The following is an 11,048-nucleotide window of genomic DNA, read 5'->3' as shown; positions in this document are numbered from 1 at the left end:
GGGCTAGGCTGCTCTGATGGCAGCCCGCCACCACACGCTGAGCTCGTCGATCGCCAGCCTCCACGGCGACGAGCAGGCGGTGGGCTCACCGCTGAACGCCGCCGAACTGACCGCACTGGCGCGCACCCGGCTGTTCGGCGCCACCGGCACGGTCTTGATGGGCATCGGCGCCCTGGGTGCTGGCGCCAGGCCGGTCGTGCAGGATCCCACCTTCGGGGTCCGGCTGCTCAACCTGCCGTCGCGAATCCAGACCGTGTCATTGACGATGACCACCACCGGAGCCGTCATGATGGCGCTGGCCTGGCTGATGCTCGGCCGGTTTGCGCTGGGCAAGAGGAAGATGTCGCGCGGCGACCTGGACCGCACCCTGGTGTTGTGGATGCTGCCGCTGCTCATCGCCCCGCCGATGTACAGCAAGGACGTCTACTCCTACCTGGCCCAAAGCCAGATTTCCCGCGACGGACTCGACCCCTACCGGGTGGGCCCGGCGTCCGGCCTGGGTCTGGGTCACGTGTTCACGCTGTCGGTTCCCAGCCTGTGGCGGGAGACGCCGGCCCCCTACGGTCCGCTGTTCTTGTGGATCGGCCGCGGGATCTCCGCGCTGACGGGAGAAAACATTGTCGCCGCGGTGCTCTGTCATCGGTTGGTGGTGTTGATCGGCGTGGCGTTGATCGTGTGGGCGACGCCGCGGCTGGCCCGGCGCTGTGGCGTTGCCGAGGTCAGCGCGCTGTGGCTGGGTGCAGCCAATCCCCTGCTGTTCATGCACCTGGTCGCCGGTATCCACAACGAGGCACTGATGCTCGGGTTGATGCTGACCGGCGTCGAAATCGCGCTGCGTGGCACCGATTTACTCGATGTAGGGGAAGCCACGCGTCTGATGCCCGCATCATGGCGCCCGGGCGCGGACTGGGAACCACTGGCCATGCTGCTCGGCGGATCGATCCTGATCACGCTGTCATCTCAGGTGAAGCTGCCTTCGCTGCTGGCGCTGGGCTTCATCACGATGGCCTTGGCTTACCGCTACAGCGGCACGATCAAAGCGCTGCTGCTGGCCGGCGGCGGCATGGCAGCAGTGTCGCTATCGGTAATGGCCATCGTCGGATGGGCAAGCGGGCTGGGCTTCGGCTGGATCTACACGCTGGGCACCGCCAACGTGGTGCGCAGCTGGATGTCGCCGCCGACACTGCTGGCCCTGGGCACCGGGCAGGTGGGCATTCTGCTGCGCTTGGGAGATCACACCACCGCGGTATTGTCGCTGACGCGTGCCATGGGCGTGCTGATCATCATGGTGATGGTCTGCTGGTTGCTGCTGGCGGTGTTCCGCGGCCGGCTGCACCCGATCGGCGGCCTCGGGGTCGCGCTGGGCATCACGGTGCTGTTGTTCCCGGTCGTGCAGCCCTGGTATCTGCTCTGGGCCATCATTCCGATGGCGGCGTGGGCGACCCGCACCGGATTTCGGGTGGCCGCCATCGTCATCACGCTCATCGTCGGCATCTTCGGGCCGACGGCCAACGGGGACCGCTTCGCGTTGTTTCAGATCATCGATGCCACCCTGGCCAGCGCGATCATCGTGTTGGTCCTGATTGCGCTGACCTACCACCGGTTACCGTGGCAAGGCCTGCCGACGGGGAACGGCGAAGCGAAACAACAGACGCTCATCGACCCGGTACCCGCAGCTGAGACTTCGGTGACCCGGCAGACGACGTCGGCGCCGGACGCCTACGCTGACTCCACGTGAGCTCGGCCCCCCAAGCGTCCTCAGGAGACGCCGTAGTAGTCCGGCTACGTGGAGTGACCAAGCGGTACGGATCCCTGACGGCCGTCTCCAGCCTCGACCTCGAGGTGCGGGCCGCCGAGGTGCTGGCGCTGCTGGGCCCCAACGGTGCCGGTAAGACGACAACCGTCGAGATGTGCGAGGGCTTCGTGCGCCCGGACACCGGAACCATCGAGGTGCTCGGGCTGGACCCGATCGCCGACAACGCGCGGCTGCGCCCACGCATTGGCGTGATGCTGCAGGGCGGCGGCGGCTATCCAGCCGCACGCGCCGGGGAAATGCTGAACCTGGTCGCCGCCTATGCGGCCGACCCGATTGATCCGCGGTGGCTGTTGGACACCCTCGGGCTCACCGAGGTTGCCCACACCACCTATCGGCGGCTCTCCGGAGGGCAGCAGCAGCGACTTGCCCTGGCCTGCGCTCTGGTGGGGCGTCCCGAGCTGGTTTTTCTCGACGAGCCCACTGCCGGCATGGACGCCCACGCTCGGCTAGTGGTATGGGAGTTGATCGACGCCCTGCGCCGCGACGGTGTGACGGTCGTGCTGACCACCCATCAACTCAAAGAAGCTGAGGAACTCGCGGATCGGCTGGTCATCATCGACCACGGCGTCACGGTGGCCTCGGGGACCCCGACCGAGCTGACCCGCACCGGCGCCAAAGACCAGTTGCGGTTCACCGCACCACCGCGGCTTGACCTGTCGCTGCTGGCCTCCGCGTTGCCGGAGGACTATCAGGCCTCCGAGTTAACGCCCGGCGAGTACCTCGTCGAGGGCCCGGTCAACCCGCAGGTACTGGCAACCGTCACCGCCTGGTGCGCGCAGATCGACGTACTGGCCACCGATATGCGGGTCGAACAACGCAGCCTCGAGGACGTGTTCCTGGATCTCACCGGCAGGAAGTTGCGACCGTGACCGACAACACGCTGTTTCCCCCGGGGACCTTCACCCCGAACCCACGCCCCAACGCCATATCCCGGATGCTGGCCGCACAATTCGGGCTGGAACTCAAACTGCTGTTGCGCAACGGCGAGCAGCTGCTGCTGACCATGTTCATCCCGATCACCCTGCTGGTCGGGCTCACGCTGCTGCCGCTCGGCTCGTTCGGGCAGCACCGCGCCGCCACGTTCGTACCGGTGATCATGGCGCTCGCCGTGGTCTCCACCGCGTTCACCGGCCAGGCCATCGCGGTCGCGTTCGACCGCCGCTACGGCGCACTCAAACGGCTCGGCGCGACCCCGCTGCCGGTCTGGGGAATCATCGCCGGCAAGTCACTGGCCGTGGTTGCCGTGGTGTTTCTGCAAGCAATCATCTTGGGCGCCATCGGCTTTACGCTGGGCTGGCGACCGGCACCGGCCGCACTGGCCTTGGGGGCGGCCGTCATCGCGCTGGGCACCGCGGGCTTCGCCGCGCTCGGGCTGCTGCTGGGCGGCACGTTGCGGGCCGAGATCGTGCTCGCCGTCGCCAACCTGATGTGGTTCGTGTTCGCCGGGTTCGGCTCGCTCACCCTCGAGACCTCGATGATTCCGACGGCGGTCAAGTGGGCAGCCCGGTTGACCCCGTCCGGTGCGCTCACCGAGGCGCTGTCGCAGGCGATGACCCTGTCGGTGGATGCGTTCGGGCTGATTGTCCTGGCGGCGTGGGGTACGGCGGCGGCACTGGCAGCGCGTCGCTGGTTCCGCTTCACCTGATCGGGCGCCGGTCAGGCCGTCGATATTGCCGCCATGGTCGCTGGCCTAGCTGAAACCACAGCCATGGCGGCAATCTCGGCGCGACGCCCGCTTCTACTACGCGACGTAGTTGTCGTTACGATCGGGCGGTGGCCGTCGGACGAACGCTGATGCGGTTGGTGGACCTGCTCCCCGACCCGAGTCTGCGGGTGCAGCGCGCAATTGCCGCCGCCGTCATCTTGACCCAGGGTGGCATCGCGGTCACCGGCACGATCGTGCGGGTCACGGCGTCGGGCCTGGGTTGTCCGACCTGGCCGCAATGCTTCCCCGGAAGCTTCACCCCGGTAGCGGTTGCCGAGGTGCCGCGGATCCACCAGGCGGTGGAGTTCGGCAACCGGATGATCACCTTCGCGGTCGTGATCGCCGCGGCGCTGGCCGTGCTGGCGGTCACCAGGGCGCGACGGCGCACCGAGGTGCTGGTCTATGCATGGCTGATGCCCGCGTCGACGGTGGTGCAGGCCGTGATCGGCGGCATCACCGTGCGCACCGGGCTGCTGTGGTGGACGGTGGCCATCCACCTGGTGGCGTCCATGACGATGGTCTGGCTCTCGGTGTTGCTCTACGTCAAGGTCGGCGAGCCCGACGAGGGGATTGTTCGCCGGCTCGTGGTCCGACCGCTGCGCGTGCTCACGGTGTTGAGCGCGGTGAATCTGGCCGCGGTCCTGGTCACCGGCACGCTGGTGACAGCCGCCGGGCCGCATGCCGGTGACAAGAGCCCCACCCGCACGGTGCCGCGGCTGAAAGTCGAGATCAACACCTTGGTGCACCTGCATTCGTCGCTGCTGGTTTCCTACCTGGCGTTGCTGGTCGGCCTCGGATTCGGGTTGTTGGCTGTCGGTGCAGGACGGCCGATCCTGCGGCGCCTCGCCGTGCTGCTCGCCCTGGTTTTCGCGCAGGCGCTGGTGGGCATCGTGCAGTATCACAACGGGGTGCCGCCCGCCCTGGTCGCACTTCACGTCCTCGGGGCCGCAGCGGGTACGGCGGCCACCGCGGCGCTATGGGCGTCGATGCGAGAACGGGCCCAGCCCCAACCGCTCCAGAGCTGACTCCACGCACAGCGCGAACCGACGCTGGCCCCGATCGCGGGCCGATGCGTCCAACCGGCGCCAGCCCAGCGACGGGTCCACCAATTGCAGTTCCAGCAACTGCCTTCCGATCAGGTGGGCCCGCGCATAGAGCAGCTCGCCGACGCCGACGCCGGATGCGGTCGCGGCTGCTTCCAGCGCGGCGACGCCGATCTCCCAGAGTTCGAAATCGGGCTCACCCCGGCGCAGCGCGTCATCGTGCGTGGTGAAGGCGTGCGACGGCTGTCCCCCGAGGAAGATCAGCAGCGTTTCGGCGTCCGGGTCGGCCGTCTGCACCACCACCGAATGGCCGCCTTGCCGGCGTTCGGCGATATACGCGGCGGCCGACGAGGGATCACTGAACCGGCGGGCGCCGGTGCCGACCGTCGGGCTGACGAAGACCCGTCCGGCATGCGGCAGCCTGATCTGCTGGCGCGGCGCGCATACCTCACCGGGCAGGGTCGGCACTCCCCGACTCGCCAGGTCTTCCAGATAGCGACGGTCGGCGTTCCAGGCGATGACCGACGGCGGATTCAGTAGTTGGGCCACGCTGTTGGTCCAGGGCAGGAACTCGTCGAGGCGCGCGGCGTAATCGCGGGTGGCCCGCAATATCACCAGATGCGCGCGCGCTATGTCGGGATGGTCCCAAGGTAACCAGTGGGCGTGTAACCCACGGTGGCGCAGCGCCGCAACCAGCCCGACGTCGTCGCCGTCACCGGCGGGCTGCCGCGGCCAACCCGCCAGCACGACGCGCGGATGGAAGATATCCGGCCGGGCAAGCTTCATTGCCGGGCATGATAACCAGATGCACGCAATCGAAGTCAGTGAAACCGGTGGCCCCGAGGTGTTGCGTTATGTGGAGACGGCACAACCCGAGGCGGGCCACGGCCAATTGTTGGTCAAGGCCGAGGCGATCGGTGTCAACTTCATCGACACCTATTTCCGCTCGGGGCAGTACCCACGACCACTGCCGTTCATCGTCGGCTCCGAGGTGTGCGGCACGGTGGTGGCCATCGGCGAAGGGGTCGAGAGCGCCATCACCGTGGGCGACCGGGTGGTCAGCGCTTCCGCCAACGGTGGCTACGCCGAATTCTGTACGGCGCCAGCATTTTTGAGCGCTAAGGTGCCGGACGGCGTCAGCTCCGAGGTGGCGGCGTCGGCGTTGCTGAAGGGCCTGACCGCCCATTACCTGCTGAAGTCGGTGTACCCGGTGCAAGACGGCGACACGATCTTGGTGCATGCCGGCGCCGGCGGTGTCGGACTGATCTTGACGCAGTGGGCCACTCACCTGGGGGTGCGGGTGATCACTACCGTCTCGACCCCGGAGAAAGCCGAGCTGTCCCGGGAAGCCGGTGCGGCCGAGGTTCTCGACTACCCCACCGATGCCGTGCGGTTCGCCGATCGGGTCCGTGCGCTGACCGACGGGGCCGGTGTGGCGGCCGTATACGACGGGGTGGGCGCCACCACGTTCGACGCCAGCCTGTCCAGCCTGGCTGTCCGCGGGACGCTGGCGCTGTTCGGCGCCGCGTCCGGTCCGGTTCCGCCGGTCGACCCGCAGCGCCTCAACGCGGCCGGGTCGGTGTATCTGACCCGTCCGTCACTGGTCCATTTCCTGCGCACCGGCGAGGAATTCGGCTGGCGCGCCGCCGAGCTGTTCGACGTCATCGGCGGCGGGGTGGTCAACGTGGAGATCAGCGGTCGGTATCCGCTGTCCGAAGCTGCCCGGGCACATCAGGACTTGCAGGGCCGCAAGACCACCGGCTCAATAGTGTTGCTGCCGTGAGTCTCTGACCCCGCCGCGTGAATCGACGGAGATAACGTGAGCCCTGCTCATCACCCCCAGGTCAGACGGATGTTTGATCAGGCCGACGTCGTGATGTCTCTGCTCGACCAGCAGGTTCACCGGATGGACGCCGAGGCATTCACCGCGACACATCAGACAGGTGCCGTCGAGGTGACGGTCAATGGGCATCGACGCCTGACCGGACTCAGCATCGACCCTGGGATACTCGGCATGGGCGCCCACGAAGTTGCTCGGATGATCAACGAAACTATCAGTGCGGCAAGCGATTACGCAGAGGAATGCGTAACTGCTGACGTCGATGAGTTGGCAGACAGTATTGCCGACGCCCTGGCTGTGATGCGGGACCTGCCGCCTCCGGCGTAGGACCTCAAGACACCCAGATGCGGCGATCTTCCCGGTGCGCCGAGGGTGCCTCCAACTGATAATCGCCGTCGGCGCCGCGGGTGTAGGGGAAGATCAGCCCGATCGCCACACCTTCGCGGTGCTCAACGCTGAGCTCGATACCGTCCTGATTCGCCTCGGTCAATCTGACGTTGACCGCGACGGCGGCGGCGCGCAGGCTGTCCTTCAAGTCGGTGAGTGCGCGCCACTGTGTGGCGATCTGCTCTGCTATCGGCAGTTCGCGATCGCGGGGGTAATTGGGCGCAATGGCTTGTCGTGCGCCGCCGTTGGATACCGCGAGGGCGAACGGCAGGAATTCACCTGTCGAGGCGACCTGCTCGAGTGCGAACCTGGTTGCGGCGTCGACCAACTCGTCGAGGTCGGCTTGCGCTTCCTCCGTCACGGTGTCGCGCCAACCGGGCATAGTTCGCCATCTCCGCTTCGTCTAGTCGCATCTGGACTGCATGTGACAGTAGTCTGCGGATACGACGTCTTTTCGAGGGGTGGTCAGCATGGCGGCCGAGGAGCTGCGCGTTTACTGTGCAGAGCTGGCTCACGCGTCGAAGGCCACGACGGGCGCTGCCGACGAGATCGATGGCCTGCGGGACAAGCTTGGCGGGCAGATGGACGACCTTGCCGGCACCTGGACCGGTCAGGCAGCCAGTGCCTATCTGGATGTATGGGCCGAGATCGACGACGAGTGCGGCCAGATGCTCGCCGACCTGCGCTGGATCGGGGAATCGTTGGCCGCTGCCGCTGCGGGCTATGCGCAGATGGAGCACGCCGCGGCCGATGCTTTCGGCAGCATCAGACCCGCCGGCCCGGTTGACGGGCGCTGATCGTGGCGCGACGCACCGTCAACGAGGATGACTTGGTCGACGCCGCCGATGCGATGCGGCAGTTTTGCCTGGTGATGAAGGATCGCCTCAACGAGGTGGCCACCGAATTGCGTGGCCTGCAACATCATTGGGAAGGTGTGGCGTTCGACGCATTTCTGGAGCGGATGCAGCACTGGCAAGGCTGGGCAGACGAGATGAGCGAGGTGGTGTTCGACATGCACCTCAACGCGCACATCGCGCATCGCAACTATGTGCATAACGCGGAGGTCAACACCGCGATGTGGGGCGGTTAGCCCTGGCTGAGGTGAGGGCGGATCGCCGCGGGGCTGTTCCGGGGAGTGTTGATTGGCCCGTATTCCGAGGGAATGGCCGTGACGCGCAGCGACGCCGGGAAGGGATCGGGCAGGGCGGCGAGTTGGCCGCGGTCGGTGGGTTCGTCGGTCGGCGCGTATAGGGCGCCCTCGTCGTAGTAGGTGGTGTGTTCGGGCGGCAGGTAATCGCGGACCAGTGACAGGTAGTCGTTGCCCAGCCAGGTCCACCAGACCGGGTTGGCCGGCAGACCCAGGATCCCGCCGGGGCCGCGCAGTGAGCCGCTCAGATCCCAGCTGGTGTCCGTGGGTCCGGACAGTTTGTGGTTGCGTAGCACTTCGCCGGTGGCCAGCACGCTGCCGCGCCGGCGGGCGTACTCGACGAAGAAGCGCTGCACGGTGTTGCGCCACGGCGGGTCGTCCAACGGTTGGGCCACCATTCTGATGCTGTCAATCACGATGCCGTCCCATGGCTCGCGGTACAGCCCGCCGTCGATGCACGGCAGGGTGGCCTTGAACCATGCGCCATCGGAGGCGAAGGTTGCGATAAATTGGTCGTCCCCATCACGATCCAACCGATACCGCAGCGGGTAAACATTGCCGAACCGGCGTGGTAGCGCTTCGGGCAGAAACTTTCTTGCCAGCTCCAGCCACAGGGTCGCCGCGTTGGGCGCCGACTCCGGTGAGTACCAATGCAAGTCAAGGATGCGGATCAGCTCCGAACCGGGCGAGGCGATCTGACGGGCCCTCTTCGCGCCGAGAATCTCCTCGGTCTGCTCGTCGAACGCCACACCCCCCGCGGCCCGAGCCAACGCCTTGGCGAACCGCCGGGCGGGCCGCACTTCGGCCGGATCGCTGCCCTCGACGACGACCTGCCAACTGGTGGTCGGGTCCAGCACATGCGGCACCACGTCGTCGGGCACGTCCTCGGGCTCGATCTCGTGCGGCCCGAAGACGGTGAACGAGTACTTTTCTTGCTTACCGCGCAGCACGGTCACCTCATGGTCACCGCTATCGCCGACCGACAACCCGGGGACCGATGCGACGATTTCTTCCAACTGCTCGTCGTCGATGCTTGACGCGGCGTAGACGGTCAGGTCATAGGACAATTGGGTCAGCCCTTCTGTCGTCCGAATTCACCCGAAATCACCGAACGCCAGGTTGCCATACAATCGATCCGCTAGCGCGGGAGGTGGGCGGGGCGGCCATGACTGACGTTGACCCGGAATTGTTCTACGACGCGGCCGCGGCGTACAAGGAAAACAGCGACCACGCCGCCGCCGCGCTGCGCAAGCTGGCCGGGGTGGATGCCGCGGGAGCGGCCGGAACCCACGGGGTCGGCCCGCAATGGGCGAGTTCCTACGACGCCGCGGCCGAGGAGGCCGGCCAGGTCGCCTACCGGTTGGTCAACGTGTTCCACAATTTGGGCAGCCTGCTACGCCAAAACGGCATCAACCACGACCAAACCGAGGAAGCCTCGACCCTCAACCAGCGCGATGCCTATGGCGCGCCGATCACCCCGCCGGGTGAATCCGCCGGCACCTTCATCGACGCGGCGGTGGCTGTGAGTTCGGTGGCCGGTGGCGGCGATCCCGAACCGCCGCACTGGAATCTGGTCGCCGACCGCATCGTGGACGGCTGGCCCGACGGGCATCCCGACCATGCGCTGGCGGCCTCGGCTGCCTGGGAAACCTTCGGCCACGACCTCGTTCGCATCGACGATCAACCCGGCCCCGAAGAGCAACGGCTGATCGTCGATGTGGAGGCCGCAGAGATTGCGCCGCTGGTCGACCGGCTGGAGGAGGCGCGCGGTGTCAACACCGATATCGCCGGCGCTTGTGGCGATTTGTCGCGTGCGGCAAAGGATTACGGCAATAAGCTGAAGTCCGTCAAGGACGACATGGCGTCGTCAACCAGTTGCATTGGCTGATAATCATTTTGGATAGCTATCCGCCGGTGCTGCACCGACTGACCGGGCCCATCAAAGAGGCCTTCATCGCCGCGGCCGTCACCCAAATCAACGGCCTCAACGCCGCGCTGCGCACCACCGCGACCGCGTCGATGACCGACCTGACCGCAGCCGGCAGCGCGATGGGCACGGCATTGCCCGCGGTGAAGCGGCTGTTGGATCTAGTGCCGCGTCGGGTCAATCCGACACCGACGCAACGGGTCAACGACAACCGTCGCAAAGGCCGCCGCGCCGAGGACATCGCCGGCATCGACCAGACCAAGAAGGTGCCGATTCGTGTAACGGACCCGAAGACCGGGGCAAGAAGAACCCGGATACCTGACGAAATCGACCCAACAACACGCGTGGTACGTGAAGTCAAGAACGTCAAGAAGCTCGATTCGACCCAGCAGCTTCGTGACATGGCTCAGTGGGCACGAGATAACGGCTACAAACTGGTCATCGTGGTTGATAAGGGACGCACCGTATACGGCGACTTGGAGGCGAGGTTGAAAGATCAATTCCCGGGGCTGAATGTGGAAATCGACGATAGTAAGAATTTGTCATGAGGTCGCCAGGGAAACCCGACACGTGGCCAGAATCCGAACAAGCGATGAAAGCTGAACTCGACGCTGCAGGCATCCCCGAAGACACCGTCTGGGAGTTGATGAACTCTCGCTATGACTATCCGCAGGCGGTGCCAATCATGGTCGACTGGCTACAGCACCTCGACGAACGCGTCCCACCCAACGAGGACCGCCGTGCCTGGCGAGTGGGCCTGATCCGCAACCTGATCACCAAGCACGCCAAGGGTAACCGCGCCGCCGCGGACATTTTGTTTCACCAGTTTGATATCGACCCCCCGCTTTGCAACGAAGAGCTCGAGGCCACCGGCTTTGCGCTGGCTCAAGTCTGTGACCGCTCCGACTTTCCCCGGGTGGCCGCGTTGATCCGTTCCGAGCGCGATTTTCCGACAAAATCGGACTTGGTGCGTTGGCTGGGGCAGTTCAAGACCGAAGAAGCCAAGCAACTGGCGGTTAGTCAACTGTGTGACCCGGGAACACGGACCGACGCGATGGCAGCTCTGGTGCGCCAGCGCGCCACCGGGGTACGTGATGAGGTCGCCAAATACCTCAACGACAAACACGAGTATTGGCGCAAGGAAGCACAAAAAACCCTCGACAAACTACCCCCGGACTAGCCC

Annotated in this window: 14 protein-coding genes; 11 read left to right on the top strand and 3 right to left on the bottom strand. The window is 66.0% G+C overall.

The features are described 5' to 3' along the window. Window positions 1–16: 16 nt before the first annotated feature. The 4 genes from mptB to EET03_RS11250 all read left to right on the top strand — a co-directional run bounded on the left by mptB (window position 17) and on the right by EET03_RS11250 (window position 4,546). Window positions 17–1,738 carry a polyprenol phosphomannose-dependent alpha 1,6 mannosyltransferase MptB gene (mptB, locus tag EET03_RS11265; RefSeq protein WP_075543262.1) on the top strand — a complete coding sequence of 574 codons (1,722 nt, stop codon included), beginning with the start codon at window positions 17–19 and terminating at the stop codon, window positions 1,736–1,738. Continuing rightward, window positions 1,735–2,685 carry an ABC transporter ATP-binding protein gene (locus EET03_RS11260; RefSeq protein ID WP_075543261.1) on the top strand — a complete coding sequence of 317 codons (951 nt, stop codon included), beginning with the start codon at window positions 1,735–1,737 and terminating at the stop codon, window positions 2,683–2,685. Before mptB ends, EET03_RS11260 begins: the two co-directional genes overlap by 4 nt. 65 nt (window positions 2,686–2,750) lie before the next feature. Next, window positions 2,751–3,461 (top strand): ABC transporter permease, encoded by a 711-nt coding sequence (locus EET03_RS11255; RefSeq protein WP_244232313.1) that lies wholly within the window; start codon window positions 2,751–2,753, stop codon window positions 3,459–3,461. A gap of 149 nt (window positions 3,462–3,610) precedes the next feature. Continuing rightward, window positions 3,611–4,546 (top strand): COX15/CtaA family protein, encoded by a 936-nt coding sequence (locus EET03_RS11250; RefSeq protein WP_075543287.1) that lies wholly within the window; start codon window positions 3,611–3,613, stop codon window positions 4,544–4,546. On the opposite strand, the gene EET03_RS11245 is transcribed toward EET03_RS11250, so the two are convergent. Then, window positions 4,496–5,350, bottom strand: a complete 855-nt coding sequence (locus tag EET03_RS11245) for a hypothetical protein (RefSeq protein ID WP_075543259.1) — start codon at window positions 5,348–5,350, stop codon at window positions 4,496–4,498. The two genes, EET03_RS11250 and EET03_RS11245, sit on opposite strands and share 51 nt — an antisense overlap. A gap of 19 nt (window positions 5,351–5,369) precedes the next feature. On the opposite strand from EET03_RS11245, the gene EET03_RS11240 reads away from it, so the two are divergent. After that, window positions 5,370–6,347: a quinone oxidoreductase family protein gene (locus EET03_RS11240; RefSeq protein WP_075543258.1), complete on the top strand. Its 978-nt coding sequence runs from the start codon at window positions 5,370–5,372 to the stop codon at window positions 6,345–6,347. A gap of 69 nt (window positions 6,348–6,416) precedes the next feature. After that, on the top strand, window positions 6,417–6,731 hold the full coding sequence (locus EET03_RS11235) for a YbaB/EbfC family nucleoid-associated protein (RefSeq protein ID WP_082274711.1): 315 nt from the start codon (window positions 6,417–6,419) through the stop codon (window positions 6,729–6,731). Between the two features lie 4 nt (window positions 6,732–6,735). Here EET03_RS11235 and EET03_RS11230 read toward each other — a convergent pair whose 3' ends face one another. Continuing rightward, the gene (locus EET03_RS11230; RefSeq protein WP_075543256.1) at window positions 6,736–7,173 is read right to left on the bottom strand and encodes a hypothetical protein; all 438 of its coding nucleotides are present in this window, start codon (window positions 7,171–7,173) and stop codon (window positions 6,736–6,738) included. Window positions 7,174–7,261: 88 nt separating this feature from the next. Between EET03_RS11230 and EET03_RS11225 the strand changes: the two genes are divergently transcribed. Together EET03_RS11225 and EET03_RS11220 are read left to right on the top strand one after the other, a co-directional pair. Then, window positions 7,262–7,588, top strand: a complete 327-nt coding sequence (locus tag EET03_RS11225) for a WXG100 family type VII secretion target (protein ID WP_136625685.1) — start codon at window positions 7,262–7,264, stop codon at window positions 7,586–7,588. 2 nt (window positions 7,589–7,590) lie between these two features. Next, complete coding sequence (locus EET03_RS11220) at window positions 7,591–7,881, top strand: WXG100 family type VII secretion target (RefSeq protein ID WP_075543254.1); 291 nt, start codon at window positions 7,591–7,593, stop codon at window positions 7,879–7,881. Here EET03_RS11220 and EET03_RS11215 read toward each other — a convergent pair. Then, complete coding sequence (locus tag EET03_RS11215) at window positions 7,878–9,005, bottom strand: hypothetical protein (RefSeq protein WP_075543253.1); 1,128 nt, start codon at window positions 9,003–9,005, stop codon at window positions 7,878–7,880. The genes EET03_RS11220 and EET03_RS11215 overlap by 4 nt on opposite strands. A gap of 98 nt (window positions 9,006–9,103) precedes the next feature. On the opposite strand from EET03_RS11215, the gene EET03_RS11210 reads away from it, so the two are divergent. From EET03_RS11210 to EET03_RS11200, 3 genes are read left to right on the top strand one after another with little or no spacing between them, the layout of a single operon-like run. After that, window positions 9,104–9,826, top strand: a complete 723-nt coding sequence (locus EET03_RS11210) for a WXG100-like domain-containing protein (protein WP_075543252.1) — start codon at window positions 9,104–9,106, stop codon at window positions 9,824–9,826. Beyond that, a complete protein-coding gene (locus EET03_RS11205; protein ID WP_099194126.1) occupies window positions 9,814–10,413 on the top strand; it encodes a putative toxin in 600 nt (199 codons plus the stop codon). Before EET03_RS11210 ends, EET03_RS11205 begins: the two co-directional genes overlap by 13 nt. Further along, window positions 10,410–11,045, top strand: a complete 636-nt coding sequence (locus EET03_RS11200; RefSeq protein ID WP_136625684.1) for a hypothetical protein — start codon at window positions 10,410–10,412, stop codon at window positions 11,043–11,045. The genes EET03_RS11205 and EET03_RS11200 overlap by 4 nt, the downstream gene beginning before the upstream one ends. Window positions 11,046–11,048: the final 3 nt, after the last annotated feature.

This window comes from Mycobacterium innocens (assembly GCF_900566055.1).
GTDB classification, from domain to species: domain Bacteria; phylum Actinomycetota; class Actinomycetes; order Mycobacteriales; family Mycobacteriaceae; genus Mycobacterium; species Mycobacterium innocens.
The sequence above is the reverse complement of the archived record's forward strand: the minus strand, read 5'-3'. Positions and strand labels throughout refer to the sequence as shown.